20 protein-coding genes are annotated in these 19530 nt (G+C 68.8%); 8 read left to right on the top strand and 12 right to left on the bottom strand.

Annotation, left to right across the window (positions count from 1 at the left end):
* Positions 1-2 precede the first annotated feature (2 nt).
* From G578_RS0122740 to tsaB, 3 genes are all read right to left on the bottom strand, one after another.
* On the bottom strand, positions 3-839 hold the full coding sequence (locus tag G578_RS0122740; RefSeq protein WP_084619129.1) for a GNAT family N-acetyltransferase: 837 nt from the start codon (positions 837-839) through the stop codon (positions 3-5).
* A 161-nt stretch (positions 840-1000) separates the two neighbouring features.
* Positions 1001-1489 carry a GNAT family N-acetyltransferase gene (locus G578_RS0122735; RefSeq protein WP_051245185.1) on the bottom strand — a complete coding sequence of 163 codons (489 nt, stop codon included), beginning with the start codon at positions 1487-1489 and terminating at the stop codon, positions 1001-1003.
* A complete protein-coding gene (gene tsaB, locus G578_RS0122730) occupies positions 1486-2148 on the bottom strand; it encodes a tRNA (adenosine(37)-N6)-threonylcarbamoyltransferase complex dimerization subunit type 1 TsaB (RefSeq protein ID WP_038016016.1) in 663 nt (220 codons plus the stop codon). Before tsaB ends, G578_RS0122735 begins: the two co-directional genes overlap by 4 nt.
* Positions 2149-2231: 83 nt before the next feature.
* Between tsaB and G578_RS0122725 the strand changes: the two genes are divergently transcribed.
* Positions 2232-3281, top strand: a complete 1050-nt coding sequence (locus tag G578_RS0122725; RefSeq protein ID WP_084619128.1) for a polysaccharide deacetylase family protein — start codon at positions 2232-2234, stop codon at positions 3279-3281.
* Between the two features lie 56 nt (positions 3282-3337).
* On the opposite strand, the gene G578_RS27795 is transcribed toward G578_RS0122725, so the two are convergent.
* Together G578_RS27795 and G578_RS0122715 are read right to left on the bottom strand one after the other, a co-directional pair.
* Positions 3338-4366, bottom strand: a complete 1029-nt coding sequence (locus G578_RS27795) for a glucosaminidase domain-containing protein (RefSeq protein ID WP_084619127.1) — start codon at positions 4364-4366, stop codon at positions 3338-3340.
* Positions 4367-4429: 63 nt separating this feature from the next.
* Positions 4430-5008: a NifU family protein gene (locus G578_RS0122715; RefSeq protein WP_028796186.1), complete on the bottom strand. Its 579-nt coding sequence runs from the start codon at positions 5006-5008 to the stop codon at positions 4430-4432.
* Positions 5009-5098: 90 nt separating this feature from the next.
* Here G578_RS0122715 and G578_RS0122710 point away from each other — a divergent pair, with 90 nt between their 5' ends.
* Both G578_RS0122710 and murJ (G578_RS0122705) read left to right on the top strand, forming a co-directional pair.
* The gene (locus tag G578_RS0122710) at positions 5099-6463 is read left to right on the top strand and encodes an adenylate/guanylate cyclase domain-containing protein (protein WP_051245183.1); all 1365 of its coding nucleotides are present in this window, start codon (positions 5099-5101) and stop codon (positions 6461-6463) included.
* Between the two features lie 24 nt (positions 6464-6487).
* Positions 6488-7834 (top strand): murein biosynthesis integral membrane protein MurJ, encoded by a 1347-nt coding sequence (gene murJ / locus G578_RS0122705; RefSeq protein ID WP_028796184.1) that lies wholly within the window; start codon positions 6488-6490, stop codon positions 7832-7834.
* On the opposite strand, the gene trpS is transcribed toward murJ (G578_RS0122705), so the two are convergent.
* Entirely contained in the window at positions 7804-8808 is a 1005-nt protein-coding gene (trpS, locus tag G578_RS0122700) for a tryptophan--tRNA ligase (protein ID WP_028796183.1), read from the bottom strand. The two genes, murJ (G578_RS0122705) and trpS, sit on opposite strands and share 31 nt — an antisense overlap.
* Before the next feature lie 179 nt (positions 8809-8987).
* Between trpS and G578_RS0122695 the strand changes: the two genes are divergently transcribed.
* Entirely contained in the window at positions 8988-9815 is an 828-nt protein-coding gene (locus G578_RS0122695; protein ID WP_028796182.1) for a PP2C family serine/threonine-protein phosphatase, read from the top strand.
* Positions 9816-9818: 3 nt separating this feature from the next.
* On the opposite strand, the gene murJ (G578_RS0122690) is transcribed toward G578_RS0122695, so the two are convergent.
* A complete protein-coding gene (gene murJ / locus G578_RS0122690) occupies positions 9819-11363 on the bottom strand; it encodes a murein biosynthesis integral membrane protein MurJ (protein ID WP_028796181.1) in 1545 nt (514 codons plus the stop codon).
* A 120-nt stretch (positions 11364-11483) separates the two neighbouring features.
* A complete protein-coding gene (locus G578_RS27790; protein WP_084619126.1) occupies positions 11484-14315 on the bottom strand; it encodes a [protein-PII] uridylyltransferase in 2832 nt (943 codons plus the stop codon).
* Between the two features lie 98 nt (positions 14316-14413).
* Here G578_RS27790 and G578_RS0122680 point away from each other — a divergent pair, with 98 nt between their 5' ends.
* A complete protein-coding gene (locus G578_RS0122680) occupies positions 14414-15610 on the top strand; it encodes an NAD(P)/FAD-dependent oxidoreductase (protein WP_028796180.1) in 1197 nt (398 codons plus the stop codon).
* Between the two features lie 11 nt (positions 15611-15621).
* Here the strand turns inward: G578_RS0122680 and G578_RS0122675 are convergent, their stop codons facing one another.
* Positions 15622-16038, bottom strand: coding sequence for a VOC family protein (locus tag G578_RS0122675; RefSeq protein ID WP_211228994.1), 417 nt, complete (start codon positions 16036-16038; stop codon positions 15622-15624).
* 24 nt (positions 16039-16062) lie between these two features.
* Entirely contained in the window at positions 16063-16509 is a 447-nt protein-coding gene (locus G578_RS0122670) for a MarR family winged helix-turn-helix transcriptional regulator (protein ID WP_028796178.1), read from the bottom strand.
* Between the two features lie 71 nt (positions 16510-16580).
* Between G578_RS0122670 and G578_RS0122665 the strand changes: the two genes are divergently transcribed.
* From G578_RS0122665 to G578_RS0122655, 3 genes are all read left to right on the top strand, one after another.
* Positions 16581-17318: a DUF899 domain-containing protein gene (locus tag G578_RS0122665; protein ID WP_028796177.1), complete on the top strand. Its 738-nt coding sequence runs from the start codon at positions 16581-16583 to the stop codon at positions 17316-17318.
* 32 nt (positions 17319-17350) lie between these two features.
* Positions 17351-17713 carry a DUF1428 domain-containing protein gene (locus G578_RS0122660; RefSeq protein ID WP_028796176.1) on the top strand — a complete coding sequence of 121 codons (363 nt, stop codon included), beginning with the start codon at positions 17351-17353 and terminating at the stop codon, positions 17711-17713.
* 90 nt (positions 17714-17803) lie between these two features.
* Positions 17804-18763: a dihydrodipicolinate synthase family protein gene (locus G578_RS0122655; protein ID WP_028796175.1), complete on the top strand. Its 960-nt coding sequence runs from the start codon at positions 17804-17806 to the stop codon at positions 18761-18763.
* A 9-nt stretch (positions 18764-18772) separates the two neighbouring features.
* On the opposite strand, the gene G578_RS0122650 is transcribed toward G578_RS0122655, so the two are convergent.
* Positions 18773-18979 (bottom strand): hypothetical protein, encoded by a 207-nt coding sequence (locus G578_RS0122650; protein ID WP_028796174.1) that lies wholly within the window; start codon positions 18977-18979, stop codon positions 18773-18775.
* A 59-nt stretch (positions 18980-19038) separates the two neighbouring features.
* Complete coding sequence (locus tag G578_RS0122645; protein ID WP_028796173.1) at positions 19039-19464, bottom strand: VOC family protein; 426 nt, start codon at positions 19462-19464, stop codon at positions 19039-19041.
* Positions 19465-19530 lie beyond the last annotated feature (66 nt).

Below are 19530 nucleotides of genomic sequence, written 5' to 3'. Positions count from 1 at the left end.
CGTCAGCCGCCCCGCGCCTCCCGTTCGTAGTGCTTGTAGTACTTGTCGGTCACCGCGCTGGTCTGGACGATGACGCAGACATCCGTGGTGTTGAACTGGGGATCGACCACCGCGCCGTCACCGACGAAACCGCCGAGCCGCAGGTAGCCCTTGATCAGCGGCGGCAGTCCGGCCAGCGCCCGCTTGGCGTCGAGCTGGTCGGCCGGCACCCGGTTCATCTCCACGTGGAGAGCGTCCAGCGCGCGGACCCGCAGGGAGTCCGGCGCCAGGTGATGGTGGTAGAGATAGCTGAGATCCTTGCCGACGACGTCGGGATCGGTGCCCGGCAGCGAGGCGCAGCCGAACATCAGCGTGATGTCGTGCCTGAAGACATAGGCCGCGATGCCCCGCCACAGAAGCTGCATGGTCGGTCGGTTGCGGTGGTCCACGTCCACGCAGGACCGGCCCAGCTCCATGATCTCGCCGGGAAAGGCCAGGATCTTGGCGATGTCGTATTCGCTGGCGGTGTAGAACGAGCCGCCTGCCGGAATCCGGGAACGCCGGAGCAGCCGATAGGTGCCGACGACCGCCTTGGCCCCCTCGCCCTTGCCGTGGTCGAGCACCAGCAGATGGTCGGCGATCGGGTCGAAGCTGTCGAAGTCGCGGCGCAGGGCCGCCATCTCGCCGATCGGCTTGGCCGCCCGCTCCTCGTAGAAGACCCGATACCGCAGGGCCTGGGAGGCGTCGATCTCCGCCACGTTGCGGGCGAGACGCACCTCCAGGTCGCCGGAGGTGATCGCCGGAAAAGCCGCATCCGGGTCGGGAGTGAAGATGGCTGGGCGTTCGGTCGTGTCGCTCATGTGCCGCTATCTGACATCGGCGAGATGTCTTTACGAGGCCTTTTCGTCAGCCGCCTCGGTGGCTACCTCGGTGACCGGTGGACCGGATCGCGCGACCGTACCGTCGCATCCCCGTCACGACAAGTCGCAATACCGGCGTAAGTCGACAGTCACAAAACCTTCTAAATCACCAGATTCTTTGCCATCACCAGGGCATCCACCGGGTCGGCGCGGCCCGATGCGTAGTATCGGTCGCGGCGGGCCACCGTCTCGTATCCGCGCGCCGCATAGAGCGCCAGGGCGGGACCGTTGTCGGCGGCGACGTCCAGGATCACCCGCTCCGCGCCCGATACCGAGGCGACCCGCTCGAACCCGGTCAGCAGCGCCGCCCCCCAGCCCGCACGCCGGACCTCCGCGTCGACGGCGACCGCCAGCACCTCGGCGGTATCGACCACGCACTGACCCATCAGGAAACCGAGCAGGCGGCCCTCGCGCTCGGCCACCACCGACAGGTTGGCCGGCCCCGACAGCAGGCGGGCCACCGAGTCCGCGCTCCACTGGTCGTCGAACGACGCCTGCTGAAGCGCCGCTATGGCGTCCGCATCCGTCGGCTCGGCGGCGCGCAGCGCCTCCAGCAGCCGGGCCTGCGAAAGCCGCTCGCGCCCGGTCATGACGCCGGCGGGGTGACGGCGGGCGCCTTCAGATAGAGCGGACGCAATGGGCCTTCCCCGCCGGCGGCCGCCCGCGCCGCGGCCACGGCGGCGACCGACCGGGCATCGGGCACGTCGCAGCCTTCCACTACTAGGGCCGAGTGTCCGGCGGCGGTGGCGGCCGACAGCACCGCCTCCACCGCATCCCCGGCCACCCGGAAGACCGCACCCGGCGCCAGAGCCACCGCCTCGGCCGCCGTACGGACCGCGGGCTCGTCGACCGCCCGGCCCCGGGCGTCGAACCACTGGCAGAACAGGTCCCCGCGCTTGCTGTCGAGGGCGGCGAGCAGCGGCGTGTCGGACGGCCCGGCTGCATGGGCCAGGGCTTCCAGCGAGGTGACCGGGACCGTGCGCGCGCCGACCGCCAGGGCCAGGCCGCGCGCCGCCGCCAATCCGATTCGCAGTCCGGTGAAACTGCCGGGCCCGATCGTGGCGGCGACGACATCGATCTCGCCGGCGGTCCGGCCCGCCTCGGCCAGCACCCGTTCGACCATCGGCACCACCACTTCGGAGTGGCCCCGGGTGAGGCGCAGGAGCTCGAAGGCCCTGGTTTCCCCGTTCTCGGCGACCGCCGCCGAGCAGGCCGCGGCGGAACAGTCGAGGGCGAGCAGCCGGCTCATCGGACCGGTCTCCATCCGTCGCGGCGATTGCGGCGATGCGCGCCATTTCGATTTGCGGCTGGCATGAAGTAGTCTCAGTCCCCATGAAGTTTCGTGATCGAGCCGTCGCGTTCGCGCTGACCCTGACCTGCCTGATGGCCGCCCCGGCGACCGTCCCCTTGGGGATCGGCGCGGCGCCGGCCTTCGCCGCCGAGTCTGCCGTGCTGTTCATGTACCACCGTTTCGGCGAAGCGGAGTATCCCAGCGCCAATATCCGGATCGATCAGTTCGAGGAACAGCTCGAGGAGCTGCGCACCGGGGGTTACACGGTCCTGCCGCTGCCGGAGATCCTGGAGAAGATGCGGACCGGGGCCGATCTGCCGGACCGCACGATCGCCCTGACCATCGACGACGCCTATGCCTCGGTCTACGCCGAAGCCTGGCCCCGGCTCAAGAAGGCCGGCTTCCCCTTCACCCTGTTCGTCGCCACCGACCCGATCGACCGCGCCAGTCCGGGCTACATGACCTGGGACCAGATTCGCGAGCTGCAGGCCGGCGGGGCGACCATCGGCAGCCAGACCGCCTCGCACCCGCATCTGCCCGACCTGGACACCGACACGGTCAAGCTCGAGCTCGACCGGGCGGCCAGCCGGATGGCGGACGAACTGGGGCAGAAGCCGACCCTGTTCGCCTATCCCTACGGCGAATACGGCCTGCAGATCGAGAAGATCGTCGCCGAGCGGGGCTATGCCGCCGCCTTCGGACAGCATTCGGGCGTCGTGCACGCCACCAGCGACCGTTACGGGCTGCCGCGTTTCGCCCTGAACGAGACCTATGGCGGGATCGACCGGTTCCGGCTGACCGCCAACGCCCTGCCCCTGCCGATCCGCGACCGGGTGCCGGCCGACCTGATCGTCACCTCGAACAACCCGCCGCCCTTCGGCTTCACCGTCGCGCCGGAGATCGGCGACCCGAGCCGGATCGACTGCTACGCCTCGGGCCAGGGCCGCACCCAGACGGAAGTGCTCGGCGATCGGGTGGAGGTGCGCCTGGCGGAGCCGTTCCCGGCGGGCCGCGCCCGGGTGAACTGCACCATGCCGGGCCCGGACGGCCGCTGGCACTGGTACGGAATCCAGTTCTATATTCCGAGGTGACCGGGTTCCGAGGTTACCGGCGCAAGTTGACCGGCCCGCGCTGAGCGGGCCAACGGTCAGCTCTGCGGCACGCTTTCCAAATCGTCCCAGGCGCCGCCGCGCTCGATGTTGGTGGCGCCGAGTCTGGCGTCGCGGAAGGACTCCAGGTCGTTCTGCGCGATGATCTCCACCAGTTCCTCGCCATAGACCGCGCCGCGTTCGCTGTAGCGGGTCAGGGTGCCGGCCAGGGTCCGGGCCGACGCGCCCTTGGCCCGGGCGGCGCGGAAAGCGCGATAGGCGGGATGGGTGTTCAGGTTGTGCATGTAGCCGCGCACGGAGTCGGTCAGGCTGTCGAAGGCGCGGACCGCATGGGCGGCATCCGGCGCGCCGGACGGCGCGATTCCCTGCGCCTTGTCCCAGGTCCACTGTCCGTAGATCGCGCTGCCCTCCAGCGCGAAGCGGGACCGCCCCCAGCCGCTCTCCACGATCGCCTGGGCCAGCGCCAGGGGCACCGGCACCGTGTCGACCCGGGCCAGCAGCGTCCGGCCGGCCGCGCCGCTCAGCGCCGCCTGCGGATCCTTGTCCTCGGTGTCGATCACGCCGTATTGCCGGGCGATCGAGGCCAGCCACCGGGCGTCGGCCCGGCGCAGCGGCTCGTCATCGCGGATCTTCTCCAGCAGGGCGCTGACCCGGGTGCGGACGATGGCGATCTCGTCATTGGCCCGCAGGATCAGGGGCAGCACGGTGCGCAGGAAGGCTTCCTTCCGCGCCCCGACATCCTCGAGCTCTCCGAAATCGGACGGCAGGGCCGCCAGATACAGACGCGGCACATCCGTCTCGCCCGCCCGCACGGTGTCCAGATCATAGGCCGCCCGCTCGTAAAGCCGCAGCAGCGTGGCCGAAGACGCGACGGTGAACTCGCTCCCGCCATCGGGCAGCGGCGCGGGCGTCACCACCCGGACGAGCGGCGGCGCGGACCTGGCCGGCAGCGGCCAGGACGGCGGTCCGAAGGTCAGGGCGGAAACCTGGAAGGCGACAAGACACAGGGCGGCGACCACAACGGCCACCCTCCGGCGGGTTCCGGATGCTATCGTGCTGGCGGACATTGAGCCTCCCGGTCCCGACCTCGGCCGGCGAACGGCACGGCCGGGATCGGAGTCCAGATGAGATCAGTAGTAGTCGGCCATGCCGCCGGCGGCGCGCACTTCCCGGACCTCCGGGATGTAGTGCCGCAGCATGTTCTCGATGCCCATCTTCAGCGTCGCGGTGGAGCTGGGGCAGCCCGCGCAGGCACCCTGCATGGTCAAGGTGACCACGCCGTCCTCGTAGCCGTGGAACACGATGTCGCCACCGTCCATGGACACGGCCGGACGCACGCGGGTGTCGAGCAGTTCCTTGATCTGGGAGACGACTTCCTCGTCCTCAGGCCGGACCTCGGCCTCGGCCGCCTCGGTGGCGCCGTCGGTCAGGATCGGCTTGCCGGCGACGAAATGCTCCATGATCACGCCGAGCACCGCCGGCTTCATCAGGTACCATTCCTTGTCGTCGCGCTTGCTGACGCTGATGAAGTCGCCGGCGAGGAACACCGTGGTCACGCCATCCACTTCGAAAAGCGCGGCGGCGAGCGGCGAACCGGCGGCGGCTTCCTCCTCCGACTTGAACTCAGCGGTGCCGCTCACCATAACGGTGCGTCCCGGCAGGAACTTCAGCGTCGCCGGATTCGGGGTCTCTTCGGTCTGAATGAACATGACTCACTTCTCCAGTCTGACATCGCCCGCGCGCACGGCTCGGCCGGCGCGACGATGCCGGCAGTTGGCGCATAGTTGGGGTGCGGACCGATGACGTCAAGTGAGGCCACCGGCGACGACACCGATGCGGCCGGCGCACAAGACGCCGAAGAGACCGGGCCGATCGACTATTCGCCGTTGCTCCGTCGGTCGATCGGCCCGGGCAACGAGGAAGCCCGTCAGCTTGTCCGCTTCCTCGACGACGACGACGATTCCGGCCTGCCGCCGGTCGATCCGAGCCTCACGCCGCTGCAGTGGATCCTGAAGGATTCCGCCATTTACGCCTCGCGCCGGTTCCTTGCCCGCGACCTCGGTCGGCTGATGGTGGCGCGCGGATACCCGCTGATGCGGATGACCTATTTCATCACCACCCTGCACCCCCAGGCCACGGGGACCTCGATCATCTGGTACCGCGACGTCGACGCGCCGCGGCAGATGCGGGTGATGCGCGGCATGCAGCAGACCCCCGCCTACAAGCAGAGCCCGATGCCGCTGATCTTCGAGGGCGCGCAGGGCATCCGACGGCGCCTGGACATGACGGGCGAGCAGAACGACTTTCCGATCCTGAACGACCTGCGCGAGGAGGGCGCGACCGACTATGTCGCCATGCCGCTGGTGTTCTCCGACGGCAACATCAACTTCACCACCTGGACCGCGGACCGGCCCGGCGGCTTCAGCACCGAGGAACTGCGCGAGATCTGGGAGTTCATGCCCGCCCTGTCCCTGCGCATGGAGGTGCTGGAGCGGCGCGACCTGACCCGCCAGCTGCTGACGACCTATCTCGGCCGCAACACCGGGGAGCGCATTCTGGCCGGCGAGATCGTGCGCGGCGTGGCAGAGGGCATCCGGGCCGCGGTGTGGTACACCGACATCCGCGACTTCACGACCCTGTCCGACCAGCTCAGCCGGGACGAGATCATCGACCTGCTCGACGACTATTTCGAACGGGCCGTCCAGGCGGTCGAGGAGCGCGGCGGCGAGGTGCTGAAGTTCCTCGGCGACGGCATGCTGGCGATCTTCCCGGCCGATCCGTCCCGCGGCCAGGCGGAAGGCGACATGGATGCCTGCCGCCTGGCGCTGACCGCCGCCCGCGACACCGTCACCCTGATGCGCACCCTGAACGACATGCGCCGCCGCCAGGGCAAGTCCGTGATCGATTTCGGCATCGCCCTGCATCTGGGCGAGGTCGGCTACGGCAATATCGGCGGGGCGGAGCGGCTCGACTTCACCGTGATCGGCCCGGCGGTCAATCTCGCCAACCGGATCGAGGGGCTGACCCGCACCCTGGGGGTGCGGGTACTGGCCTCGCGCGAGTTCTCCGACGCCGCCGGCGAGCCCCTGACGGCGCTGGGCGGCCATCCGGTCAAGGGCCTGACCCGGCCGATCGACGTCTTCACCCCGCCCGATCTCTCGTGAGTCCGGTCCCATGAGCCAGGCCCCATGAGTCAGGCGGACGAAGCACCGGCCGCGTCCGGCATGGACGACCGCGCGATCGCCCGCGCCGGGGCGACCATCGCGATTCTCTCCGTCGTCGCCAAATCCTCCGCCTTCCTGCGCGAGGCCGTGATCGCGATGCTCTACGGCCGTGGGCCCGAGGTGGATGCCTTCTTCGTCGCGCTCGCCCTGCCGGTCTTCCTGGTGCAGATCGTCGCCGGCTCGTTCCAGATCGCCGCCATTCCGGCGCTGCTGGCGGCGAAACGCGGCGGCGACCGGCGGCGCGCCGCCGCGCTGGCGACCTCGGGAGCCGGGATCGTCGCCGGCGTGATCGCCGGTGCGGCGATCCTGTGCGCCGCCTTCGCCCCGCTCTACCTGCCGGCCGTCGCGCCGGAATATTCGGCGCGCACCATCACGCTCGCCACCGACATGCTTTGGATCATGACCCTGTTCGCGGTGATGGGCGGGTTGGCCTATGCCGGCGGTGCGGTGCTGACGGCGGAACGGCGCTTCGCCCTGCCGGCGATCGCGCCGGTTCTCACGCCGCTGGCCATGGCGCTGCTGCTGATCGGGTTCCGCGACAGCCTCGGCGTGTCGGCCCTGGCCTGGGGCGCGGTGATCGGCACCCTGGCGGAGGCCGCCATCGTGCTCAGCGCGGCGCGCCGACTGGGCTATCGTCCGGCCGTCTCGGTCAGCCGGGCCGATCTGGCGGATCTCCTGCGTCGCTGGGGGCCGCTGTTCCTGGCGACGCTGCTGCTGTCGGGCGCCGGGCTGATCGACCAGCTCATGGCCGCCCGCCTGGGTGAGGGGGCGGCCTCGGCCCTGGGCTATGGCGCGAAACTGGTGCTGGCCGGCCTCCATGTGGTGACGACGGCGCTGGGCATCTCCGTGCTGCCGGCCTACGCGGAGAACGCGCTGGAGGACCCGGCGCGCCTGTTTTCCCGCCTGCGCCGACATCTGGTCGCGGTGATCCTGCTGGCCATTCCGGGGGTCGGCATCGCCTGGCTGCTGTCGGAGCCGGTGATCGCCCTGCTGTACCAGCGCGGCGCCTTCACCGCGGAGGACACCAAACTGGTCGCCCAGGTGCTGAGCGCCTACGCCACCCAGCTGCCGGCCTTCGCCGCGGTGGTGATCCTGGTCCGCGCCGCCGCCGTGCTCAATCTCGGCGGGGTCATTCCGGTCGCCGCGGCGGTAAACATCGTGCTGACCATCGCACTCAACGCGCTGTTCATGCGGTATTGGGGCGTCGTCGGGATCGCGCTGGCGACCGCCCCCGCCTTCGCGGTGACGGGGGCGGTGCTGTATCTCGGGATCCTGCGGGATCAGGGACGCAGGAAGCCCACCGTGTCGTAGACCTCCTCGACGATCGGCTTGGCCAGCGCCCGGGCCCGGTCGCCGCCCTTGGCCAGGACGCTGTCGATAAAGGCGGGATCGGCCATCAGCTTCTGCAGCTCCGCTCCGATCGGGCCGAGCACCTCCACCGCCAGCTCCGACAGGGCCGGCTTGAACTTGCCGAAGCCCTGGCCGCCGTATTCGGCCAGAACCTCGTCGACCGTCCTGTCCGCCAGCGCGGCATAGATGGTCACCAGGTTGCGCGCCTCGGCCCGCTCGGCCAGGCCCGCCGCCTCGCTCGGCAGCGGCTCCGGATCGGTCTTCGCCTTCTTGATCTTGTTGGCGATGGTGTCGGCGTCGTCGGTCATGTTGATGCGCGACATGTCCGACGCGTCCGACTTGCTCATCTTCTTGGTGCCGTCGCGCAGGCTCATCACCCGGGTGGCGGCCCCCAGGATCTGCGGCTCCGGCAGCGGGAAGAACTCGACCCCGAACATCGAGTTGTAGGCCTGGGCGATGTCGCGGGCGAGCTCCAGGTGCTGCTTCTGGTCGTCGCCGACCGGCACGTGCGTTCCCTTGTAGGCCAGGATGTCGGCGGCCATCAGCACCGGGTACCACCACAGGCCGGTGGTCGCGTTGTCGCGGTCCTTGCCGGCCTTGTCCTTGAACTGGGTCATCCGGTTCAGCCAGCCGACCCGCGCCACGCAGCCGAGCACCCAGGCGAGCTTCATGTGCTCGTCCACCTGGGACTGGTTGAACAGGATGCTGTCGGTCGGATCGATGCCGGCCGCGATCAGGCTCGCCGCAACCTCCCGGGTCGCCTGCTTCAGCTCGGCCGGATCCTGCGGGATGGTGATCGCGTGCTGGTCGACCACGCAGAAGATGCACTCGTAGGATTTCTCGCCCTGCAGCGCCACCCAGTTCCGGATCGCACCGAGGTAGTTGCCCAGGGTCAGGTTACCGGTCGGCTGAATGCCGGAGAAGATGCGTCTCATGGATCAGGGACTCGCCATCGGCTAGGGTGCATCGGAGAAGTCTGTCTGCGGGGCCTTCCGTCTGCGGACGCCCGCAGACGTCCGTGGCCGGTTTATCTCCGGCCCACGCGCTCAAATCAAGCATTGCACGTTACCGGGACCCGCTGGCGAGCCCGCGTGGAGCCCAAGAGGAGCCTGCCGTGATCCGACTGGTCGACAGCGTGAACGATCCTGGCAAGGGCCGGAACTCAGAGGATCGGATCGGCTGCGACCCCCGGCGCGGACTCGCCTGGGTGATCGACGGGGCCACCGACGTCTGCGCCACACGCCTGTTCCCCGACGCGCCCACCGACGCGTTCTGGTTCGCCGAGCAGGCCGACCGACTGCTGCGCCATACCGGCGGCGGCACCCCCTTGGACATGGCGGCAGCGCTGATCCAGGGCCTGCGGGAGGCGGTAGAGCGGCAGACGGAGTCTCCCGTCTCGGCGATCCCGCCCGGCGACATGCCGAGTGCGGCGCTTACCGTGACACGCTGGAATAGGGCGTCGGGCACGCTCAGCTTTGGCGGCTTCCCCGACTGCACCACTCTGGTCCGCCGACCTGGCGCTGATGCTATTGCGATTCCGAAACCAGTTTCCGATAAGGACGAGCAGGCCCAGGCCCGTCGCCTGCTTTCCGACGGCAGCGACATCAACGCGACCCTGCGCCGCCAGCGGGCGAGGATGAACCGGCCGGACGGCTACTGGGTTCTCAGCGTCCATGCGGAAGCGGTGGTCGGGCTGAACACGCATGAGACCTCGGCCGAGCCGGGCACCAGAGTCCTGCTCTGCACCGACGGATTCTACCGCCTGGTGGAGATGTACGGCCTGTATGACGACGCTAGACTTTTCGAAGCGGCCGAGAACGAGGGCCTGTCGGCGCTGATCGACCGGCTGCGCGGCTTCGAGGCGGACGCGGCCGACGATATCCGGTTCGGCCGGTTCAAGACCTCCGACGATGCCGCCGCGCTTCTGGTGGAGCTGACCTGAGGCTCAGCCGGCCCGGCGCATGGCGGCGAAATCCCGCGGATGGGCGGCCTTCAGGATCAGGCAGGCGGCGGCGTAGACCGCGAGGCCGGCCAGCACCAGACCGGCCAGCGCGCCGACCCGCTGCGCCGTTCCACCCGCGAGCCAGGGCGCCAGCCCCTCGGCCAGAAACCAGAGCGCTCCCGCCATCAAGGCTGCCGACAGCACGATCTTCGGCGCGCGGACGAGCAGGCGCCTGTCCAGCGCCAGATGACCGCGCCGGTAGAGCAACGTGGCCAGCAGCGCGGCGTTCAGCCAGGAGGAGATCACCGTCGACAGGGCGATGCCGACCTGGTCGAACATCGGCAGCAGCACCGCGTTGCAGGCGAGGTTGGCGACCACCGCGGCGGCCGCCACCTTGACCGGGGTGGCGGTGTCCTGGCGGGCGAAGAAGCCCGGCTGGAACACCTTGATCAGCACGAAGGCGGGCAGGCCGGCGGCATAGGCGGCCAGCGTGATGGCCGTCTCGTAGCCGTCGGTGGCCGAGAAAGCGCCACGCTGGAACAGCACGGTGATCAGCGGATCGGCGATCACCGAGATGGCGAAGGCGGCCGGCACCGTCAGCAGCAGGCCGATCTCCAGCGCCCGGTTCTGGGTCCACAGCGCCGCCCCCGTCTCTTCGGCACGGACCTGGCGGGACAGCATCGGCAGCAGGGCGGTGCCGATCGCCACGCCGACGACGCCGAGCGGCAACTGCACCACCCGGTCGGCATAATACAGATAGGAGACCGAGCCCGCCGGCAGCAGAGAGGCCAGAAGAATGCCGATGAAGGCGTTTACCTGCACCACGCCGGCGCCAAGGGCCGCCGGCGCGATCAGCACCAGCAGCCGCCTGACCTCGGGCGTCAGCCGCGGACGCAGCAGCGGCGGCAGCGCGCCCTCGCGCCAGCAGGCGAGCGCGACGAACAGCGCCTGGGCGGCCCCGGCGATCGCCACGCCCCAGGCCAGCACATGGCCCGGGGTCTCCAGCAGCCCGGCCGCCGTCGCCAGGGCGGCGATCAGGATCAGATTCAGCAGGATCGGCGCGGCGGCCATCGCCCAGAACTTGCCCAGGCTGTTCAGCATCCCGCCCCACAGCGCCACCAGCGAGATCAGCGGCAGATAGGGGAAGGTGATCCGGGTCAGCTCCACCGCCAGGTCGTAGCGCGGGTCGTCCCCGCCGAACCCGGGGGCGAGCAGCAGGATCACCCCCGGCATGGCGAACTCGGCCACGGCCAGCAGGGCCAGCAGGACGACCAGCAGGACGGACTGGACCTGGCCGGCGAAGGCGACGGCGGCCTGCTGGCCCTTGGTCTCGACCATGCCGGCGAACATCGGCACGAAGGCGACGGTGAGCGCCCCCTCGCCGGTCAGCCGGCGGAAGAAGTTGGGGATCTGGAAGGCGACGAAGAACGCATCGGCGATCGGCCCGGCCCCGACCACGGCGGCGATCAGCATGTCGCGCACGAACCCGGTCACCCGGCTGATCATGGTGTAGCCGCCGACGGTGGCAATGGCGCGGGCGAGGTTCATGGGGCCAGGATGTACGTGATTCGGCGCGCTAGGCCTATGGCCGCCGTACGGCGGATTTAAGGCGCCGGCCGACAGGCCCCGGATCCGATCCGGGACGCGTCTCGACGGGCCGGCGGTTCGTTATTTCGTCTTCTCCGCCGGCTTGACCCCCAGCGAGTCCAGCAACGCCCCGCGGATCTCGTCCAGTTTCCTGGCGCTGTCGATCTTCAGGCCGAAGACATCCTTCACATAGAACACGTCGACGAACCGCTCGCCATAGGTCGACACGGTCGCGGAATGAATCTGCACGCCGACCCGCGCCAGGGCCCGGGTCATGCGGTGCAGGACACCCGGCTCGTCATGGGCGTTCACCTCGATCACCGTATGGGTCACGCTGGCCTTCTGGTCGATCAGCACCCGCGGCGGCACCTTCATCGCCCGGGTGCGCCGGGTGGTGAGCGTGCCCTTCTTCTCGAGCTGCTCCTCCAGCCGCAGACTGCCGTCCAGGGTGCGCTCGATGGCCGAGGCCAGCCGGGCCAGGCGGTCGGAGCGGTCGAACATCTGCCGCTTGTCGTCCTGGATCATGAAGGTGTCGATCGCCATGCCGTCGGCCAGGGTGACGATGCGGGCATCGACGATGTTGGCCCCGACCGAGGACATCGCGCCGGCGATGCGGGAGAACAGGCCCGGATGGTCGGCGGCGTATACCGTCACCTCGGTGACCTCGCGGTCCGGGTCCAGGCGATGCTCCACCACCAGACGGGCATCCGACGCCTGGGCCCGGCGCACCAGCCAGGCATGACGCACAAGCGTTTCGGTATCGAAACCAAGCCAGTAGGGATCGTAGCCGAGGGCCAGATGCGCTTCCACCTCCGCCTCGGTCCAGCCGGCGAGCTGCTCGGCCACCTTCCGTTTCGCGACGGTGACCCGCGCGCCGGTCTTGGTCGGCGAGGTCCCGCCGGTCAGCATTTCGTCGGTCGCGTAGTAAAGATCGCGCAGAAGCTGGGCCTTCCAGCCGTTCCAGACATGAGGGCCGACGCCGCGGATATCGGCCACGGTCATCACCAGCAGCAGGCGCAGCCGCTCCGGCGACTGTACGATGCGAGCGAAATCCTCCACCGTCTTGGGATCGTGGATGTCGCGCTTGAAGGCGGTGTCCGACATCAGCAGGTGCCAGCGGATCAGCCAGGCGACCGTGTCGGTCTCCTCCTCGGTCATGCCGAGGCGCGGGCAGACCCGCCGCGCCACCCGCTCGCCCAGGATCGAGTGGTTACCGCCGCGGCCCTTGGCGATGTCGTGCAGGAACAGCGCCACATACAGCGCCCGGCGCGACAGGATCTTGTGCACCACGTCGGTGGCGATCGGCGCCACCTCCTTCAGCTCGCCCTGCTCTATCGCGTGCAGCACGCCAAGGCAGACCAGCGTGTGCTCGTCCACCGTGTAGGTGTGGTACATGTCGAACTGCATCTGGGCGACGACCCGGCCGAAATCCGGCACGAACTTGCCCAGCACCCGCGCCTCGCTCATCCGCCGCAGGATGCGCTCGGGACCCTTCGGACTGCTCAGGATCTCCAGGAACAGCCGGTTCGCCTCGGGATCGCGCCGCAGGTCGGCGTTGATGAGGGTCTGGTTCTGGGTGATCACCCGCAGGGCGTGCGGGTGGATCATCAGGTCGCGGAAATGGCTGTCGTGGAACAGCCGGATGAGGTTCACCGGATCGCGCTGGAACGCGTCATCGTCGATCAGGGTGATGCGGTCGCCCTCGACCCGGAAATCGCCGAACCGCTGCTCGCCGAACATCTTCGGCAGGCGGAAGCGGCGGCGGCGGCGCTTGTACTCGGCTTCGATGGCGGCGCAGAAGATGCGGGTCAGGTCGCCCACATCCTTCGCCGTCAGGTAATAGTGCTTCATGAAGCGCTCGACCGCGATGGCGCCCGCCCGGTCGGTATAGCCCAGCCGCTCGGCGATCACCGGCTGCACGTCGAAGGTCAGACGCTCCTCCGGCCGGCCGGTGAGGTAATGCAGGTGGCAGCGGATGGTCCACAGCCGCTTCTGCGCCTGGGCGAAGCGCCGGGCCTCGGCCAGATCCAGCACCCCGCGCGGCACCAGCTCGGCCACATCCTCGATCCGGTAGACGTATTTCGAGATCCAGAACAGGGTATGCAGGTCGCGCAGCCCGCCCTTGCCGTCCTTGATGTTCGGTTCGACAACGTAACGGCTATCGCCCATGCGGCGGTGCCGGTTATCGGATTCCTGCAGCTTCTGCTCCACGAACTCCAGCGGCGAGCCGGAGGCGATATCGGCCATGAACTTCTCGCGCATCTCCTCGTAGAGCGCGTCGTCGCCCCACAGGAAGCGGGATTCCAGCATGGCCGTGCGGATCGTGATGTCGGCATGGGCCTGGCGGATGCACTCGGCCACCGAGCGGGTCGAGTGGCCGACCTTCAGGCCGAGATCCCAGAGCAGGTAGAGCATGTACTCCACGATCTGCTCGCAGCGCGCGGTCTGCTTGTAGGGCAGCAGGAACAGCAGATCGATGTCCGATTGCGGCGCCAGCTCGCCGCGGCCGTAGCCGCCGACCGCGGTGACGGCGATCCGTTCCGAGGTGGTCGGGTTGGTGGCCGGGAATTCGCGTTCGGCGGCGTGGGTGGCGATGACGCCGATGATCTGGTCCATCAGCCAGGCCCGGCCGCGCACGCAGGCCGCGCCGTCGTTGGTGGCCTCGAGCCGGCGGCGGATCTCGCCCGTGGCGTCGGCCAGCGCGGCTTTCAGCAGGTCCAGGATCGCGCCGCGCCGGAAGGTCGGGTCCTTCAGATCGCCGGCCACCTCCTCGATTTCGGCGGCCAGGGCCGGGACGTCGCAGATCGCCTTGCGGTTGGGGACGCGTTTGCCCAGCACCGCAAGCTCGACCTGCGGCGCGCTGCGCTCGCGGGAACTGTCGGTGCGGGTCTCGACCTCGGCTGTAGCGGCCACGAAAGGCTCCTTTTCCGTCGCGCAGACTATACGCGGCCCTTGTCCGGCCGTCACGGATGCCTGACGCTCCCGACACTGACCGGACAAGGGAGCGGCGCATGACTGGGACGGACGGCGGACAGGCGGACGTGGTGATTGTGGGTGGCGGGGCAGTCGGGTCCGCCACTGCCTATTTTCTGGCCGCGTCGCCGGACTTCAAGGGTCGGATCGTGGTGGTCGAGCGCGACCCGACCTATGCCCGCGCCTCCACGCCGCTCTCCGTTGGCGGCATCCGGCAGCAGTTCTCCATTCGCGAGAACGTGGAGATCGGGCTCTACGCCCGCGCCTTCGTCGCCGAGGCGGCCGACCTGCTCGAGGTCGAGGGCGAGCGCCCGGAGCTGGGCTTCGTGGAGAACGGCTATCTGTTCCTCGCCCCGCCGGAAGGCCGCGCCATCCTGGCCGAGAACCACGCGGTACAGACCGCCGCCGGCGCCGCGATTTCCTGGCTGGAGGCCGACGAGCTGGGCCGGCGCTTTCCCTACCTGAACACCGAAGGCGTGGCGGCGGCCACCTTCGGCGAGCGCGGGGAGGGCTGGATCGACCCCAACACCCTGCTCCAGGCCTTCAAGCGCAAGGCCCGCTCGCTGGGCGTCGCCTATGTCACCGGCGAGGTGACCGGCATCGGACGCGGCAAGGCCAGTGTCGAGCGGGTGACGCTTGCCGACGGCTCCGCGATCGCCTGCGGCACCCTGGTGATCGCGTCGGGAGCGAATTCCGGCACGGTCGCCGGTCTCGCCGGCATCGACCTGCCGGTCGGACCCCGGATCCGCACGGTCTATCAGATCGCCTGCCGCGATCCGCTGGAAGGCCCGCCGCTGCCGCTGACCATCGGCACCACCGGCGTCTTCGTGCGGCCGGAAGGAGCGGGCTATGTCTGCGGGATCTCACCGCCGGAAGAGGACGACCCGGAAAGCTGGGACATCGAGGTGGACTGGCGCTGGTGGGACGACGTGGTCTGGCCCGCCCTGGCCGAGCGGATTCCGGCCTTCGAGGCGGTGAAGCTGACCGGTGCCTGGGCGGGACCCTACGACTACAACGCCCTCGACCAGAACGCGGTGATTGGCCGGCATCCGGAGATCGGCAACCTGATCTTCGCCACCGGCTTCTCCGGCCACGGCCTTCAGCAGTCGCCGGCGGCCGGGCGGGCGGTGAGCGAGCTGATCACCGCCAGCCGGTTCCGGACCCTCGACCTCACCCGCTTCGGCATCGAGCGCATTCTGGAGGGCCGGCCGCTGAAGGAGCGCAACGTGGTCTGACCGCCGCCGGGTCAGCCCTCCGGCTTCCCGCAGTTGATAATCCAGCGGATGCCGAACCGGTCGACGAGCATGGCGAACCGGCTGGCCCAGAATGTCTCCTGCAACTCCATCTTCACCGTGCCGCCCTGCTTGAAGGCGTCGTAGATCCGCTGCGCCTCGGCCTCGCTGTCCACATGCAGGGCCACCGACACGCCCTGGGGCCTCTCGTACATCTGCGGCGGCGCGTCGGACCCCATAAGAACCAGTCCCGGGGCCGTGAACATGCTGTGCATGACCTTGTCGCGCCAGTCGTCGGCCACCCAGTCGCAGTCCGGCGCCTCGCCGAACCGCAGCACGTCGTCGATCTTGCCGCCCAGCACCTCGGCGTAGAAACCGAAGGCCTCGGCGCAGTCGCCGGCGAAGGTGAGATAGGGGTTCGATTGCATCATGGATCCTCTGGGGTCGGGGGTCGGTCAGGAAAGCGACAGCAGGTCGGCCCGCAGGCCGTCCAGATTGCGGGAGGCGACCAGGGCATCGACCTCGTCATGGGTGCGACGCCAGACGGGAACGGCCGCCACCAAGGCGTCGCGGCCGGCATCGGTGATCTCGATCCGCCGGCCGCGCCGGTCCTCGGGATCGACCAGCACCCGGACCAGCCCGCGCCGCTCCAGCGGCTTGAACGCGGCGGTCAGGGTCGTGCGGTCCATCGCCAGAAGCGGCACCAGGTCGCCGATGCGCGGCGGGGACGGCCGATTCAGGGACATCAGCAGCGAAAACTGCCCGTTGGTGAGGCCGAACGGCCGCAGCGCCTCGTCGAAACGGCGGGCGACCGCCCGCGCCGCCCGCTGCAGATGCAGGCACAGACAGCGGTCGCGCACTTCGAGGGTCACGTCGATGGGGAGGTCGTCACGCATGCTCATGAGTCAATTATGTTGACATCAACATATTAGTCAACCAGCATCCGCCCCGTTCAGTCCGACGGGAGGACACGATGACACCGAGGATCGTTTCGAGAGAAGAATGGCTTCAGGCCCGCCTCGCCCTGCTGGACCGGGAGCGCGAGGCGACCCATCTGCGCGACGCGGTCAATGCGGAGCGGCGCGCCCTGCCCTGGGTCCGGGTCGAGGAGGCGTACGTCTTCGACACTCCGCAAGGTACCGCGACCCTGGCGGACCTGTTCGACGGGCGCAGCCAGCTCGTCGTCCAGCATTTCATGCTGCCGCCCGGCGGGCCGATCTGCGACGGCTGTGCCGGTGCCGCCGACATGGTCGATGCCGCCCGCCAGCATTTCGAGCAGGCGGACCTGTCCTACGCCGCCGTCTCACGGGCGTCGGTCGACGAGATCGAGGCGGCCCGCAGGCGCCTGGGCTGGACCTTCCGCTGGGTGTCCTGCGGCGGCAACAGCTTCAACCACGATTACGGCACCGCCTTCACGCCGGAGCAGATCGCCGCCGGGGCCGTCTCCTACAACTACGGCACCACCGCGTACGCCCATACCGACCTGCCCGGGTACAGCGTCTTCGCCCGCGGCGCCGACGGGGCGGTGTTCCACACCTACTCGACCTATTCCCGCGGCACCGAGCTGGTGTTCACGCCCTTCGCTCTTCTCGACATGGTCCCGAAGGGACGCAATGAGGCCGAGGGCACCATGAGCTGGCTGCGGCTGCATGACGAATATGACCCCGGTTCGACCAAGGCGTGCTGCCATGGCACCGCCGCCGCCGAATGACCCCCTGCTGATCGATCCGAAGGAGAAATGCCGTGAGTTACGTGGATGGATTCGTCGTGGCGGTGCCCACCGCCAAAATGGAGCCCTACAAGGACATCGCCGAACGGGCCTCTAAGGTGTTCGTGGAGTATGGCGCGCTGCACATCGTGGAATGCTGGGGCGACGACGTGCCCGAGGGCAAGCTGACTTCGTTCCCGATGGCTGTGAAATGCGAACAGGACGAGACGGTGGTCCTGTCCTGGATCGTCTGGCCGTCGAAGGAGGTACGCGACGCCGGCATGGCGAAGGTCATGGACGACCCGAGGATGGCGGAAGCGATGGCATCCGCGCCCTTCGACACCAAGAGAATGATCTTCGGCGGGTTCCGCACCATCGTCGACCACAGGGCCGATTGACGGAGGCAGGTTGCGGATTCGGCGGCTTTCCAGCTCCCGGTGGCGGGCCTACACTTCCTCTCAACCAAAAAACGATCCCGGGAGGAGACCATGGCCGCGCCGCTGCCCTTCGCGCCGAGGGGGGTGATCCCCGCCTGCCTGCTGCCCTTCAGCGCCGATCTGGAGATCGACGAGGGCGGATACCGACGTCACCTGAACGACGTCGCCTCGGTGGAGGGGATCAGCGCGATCACCGTCAACGCCCATGCCAGCGAGGTCGCCACCTGCACCATTTCGGAACAGGAACGGGTGATGGCGATCACCATGGAGGAGGTCGGCGGCAAGCTGCCGGTGGTCCACGGCGTCTACAGCGACGGCTCGCATCTGGCGGCGTCCATCGCCCGCCGGGCGGAGCGCGACGGCGCCAGCGCGCTGCTGGTGTTTCCGTCGAACACGCTGCTGTCGGGCGGGGCGATGCGCCCGGAGATGGCGCTCGCCCATTTCGCCACGATCCGTGAGGCGACCGACCTGCCGCTGATCCTGTTCCAGTATCCCGCCGCCACGCTGGGCTATCCGGTGGAGACCCTGGTGCGGATCTGCCGGGAGATCGACACGGTGGTGGCCATCAAGGACTGGTGCAACGACGCCAAGCAGCACGAGCGCCAGATCCGCGAGCTGCATGCCCTGCCGCGGCGGGTCAGCGTGCTGTCGACCCATTCCTCCTGGCTGCTGTCGTCGCTGGTGCTGGGCTGCGACGGGCTGCTGTCGGGGGCCGGCAGCGTGATCGCCGCCCTGCAGGTCGCCCTGTTCCAGGCCGTGCAGGCGGGGGATCTGGAGGAGGCGCGGCGCCTGGCCGACCGGATCTACCCGACGACCGGCGCGTTCTACGATCCGCCCTTCCTCGACATGCACAACCGTATGAAGGAGGCCCTGGTCCATCTCGGGCGGATGGATGCCGCCTATGTCCGCCCGCCCCTGGTCAAGCTGAGCGACGCCGAGATCGACCGGATCGCCGCCGCCATGGACGCGGCCGGGCTGACGGGCGAGACGGTGTATTCGAAGGTGGCGTGAGCCGGAGGGTCAGAAGGCGTCGGCAAGGCCCAGGCGCTTTTCTATCCGATCGACCCTGATTTCCAGCCGATCGAGACGGCGATGGACGATCGCAACGCCCTCTTCCACGAGGCTGAGCCGTTGCTTGACCTCGAGCATGTCGTCGCGGAGCGCATCGACCTTGGTATCGATCCGTCGGAGAAGTTCCAGCACCAGATTTGTCGGTTCTTCGGGCATGGCTCCATCCTATCAGCATTCCAGTGGCACGTCCCGACCATGGAAGAGACTGGCGGGTTTCAAGCCGGCACCGCATCCTCCGCGTACTGAGCCAGGAACTCGGGGCTCGGCGGGATCGGAGTGACGATGTCGATCAGCACACCGGCCGGGTCCCGGGTGATGAAATGGCGCTGGCCGAACGGCTCGTCGCGCAGGTCCAGCAGGATCGGCAGACCCGCCTCCCGCGCCCGGGCATGTTCCGCATCCACATCGGCCACCTCGAAATTGATCAGCAGACCCGACACCCGGCCACGTCCCGTTTCCGGGATGGTCTCGTGATCGCCGGACAGGATCGCGATGTTCACGCCCGGATCCTCGTTCGACTGCAGATGCACGTACCAGTCGCTCTCGAATTTCGGCGCGAACCGGAAATGGTCACAGTAGAAGCGAGCGGTCTCGGCCACCCGGTCGGTCATGATCACCGGGTAGAACTGGCTACACTTCATGGCTTTCGCGCCTCCCTCAGAAAACATACACTGTGTATGTATGAGAGATCATTAACATACAGGCTG

Origin of the sequence: Thalassobaculum salexigens DSM 19539, from assembly GCF_000423805.1 — a bacterium.
GTDB classification, from domain to species: Bacteria; Pseudomonadota; Alphaproteobacteria; order Thalassobaculales; family Thalassobaculaceae; genus Thalassobaculum; species Thalassobaculum litoreum.
Note: the sequence above shows the minus strand (reverse complement) of the source record. Positions and strands in the feature narration are given on the sequence as shown.

Coding starts and splice junctions, on each gene's coding strand:
- G578_RS0122665 (WP_028796177.1), top strand. CDS start 16,581: ATGACACCGAGGATCGTTTCGAGAGAAGAATGGCTTCAGGCCCGCCTC.
- G578_RS0122715 (WP_028796186.1), bottom strand. CDS start 5,008: ATGTTCATTCAGACCGAAGAGACCCCGAATCCGGCGACGCTGAAGTTC.
- G578_RS0122710 (WP_051245183.1), top strand. CDS start 5,099: ATGACGTCAAGTGAGGCCACCGGCGACGACACCGATGCGGCCGGCGCA.
- G578_RS0122650 (WP_028796174.1), bottom strand. CDS start 18,979: ATGCCCGAAGAACCGACAAATCTGGTGCTGGAACTTCTCCGACGGATC.
- G578_RS0122670 (WP_028796178.1), bottom strand. CDS start 16,509: ATGAGCATGCGTGACGACCTCCCCATCGACGTGACCCTCGAAGTGCGC.
- G578_RS0122735 (WP_051245185.1), bottom strand. CDS start 1,489: ATGACCGGGCGCGAGCGGCTTTCGCAGGCCCGGCTGCTGGAGGCGCTG.
- G578_RS0122655 (WP_028796175.1), top strand. CDS start 17,804: ATGGCCGCGCCGCTGCCCTTCGCGCCGAGGGGGGTGATCCCCGCCTGC.
- G578_RS0122725 (WP_084619128.1), top strand. CDS start 2,232: ATGAAGTTTCGTGATCGAGCCGTCGCGTTCGCGCTGACCCTGACCTGC.
- G578_RS27795 (WP_084619127.1), bottom strand. CDS start 4,366: ATGTCCGCCAGCACGATAGCATCCGGAACCCGCCGGAGGGTGGCCGTT.
- G578_RS0122675 (WP_211228994.1), bottom strand. CDS start 16,038: ATGATGCAATCGAACCCCTATCTCACCTTCGCCGGCGACTGCGCCGAG.
- G578_RS0122645 (WP_028796173.1), bottom strand. CDS start 19,464: ATGAAGTGTAGCCAGTTCTACCCGGTGATCATGACCGACCGGGTGGCC.
- trpS (WP_028796183.1), bottom strand. CDS start 8,808: ATGAGACGCATCTTCTCCGGCATTCAGCCGACCGGTAACCTGACCCTG.
- tsaB (WP_038016016.1), bottom strand. CDS start 2,148: ATGAGCCGGCTGCTCGCCCTCGACTGTTCCGCCGCGGCCTGCTCGGCG.
- G578_RS0122740 (WP_084619129.1), bottom strand. CDS start 839: ATGAGCGACACGACCGAACGCCCAGCCATCTTCACTCCCGACCCGGAT.
- G578_RS0122680 (WP_028796180.1), top strand. CDS start 14,414: ATGACTGGGACGGACGGCGGACAGGCGGACGTGGTGATTGTGGGTGGC.
- murJ (WP_028796184.1), top strand. CDS start 6,488: ATGAGTCAGGCGGACGAAGCACCGGCCGCGTCCGGCATGGACGACCGC.
- murJ (WP_028796181.1), bottom strand. CDS start 11,363: ATGAACCTCGCCCGCGCCATTGCCACCGTCGGCGGCTACACCATGATC.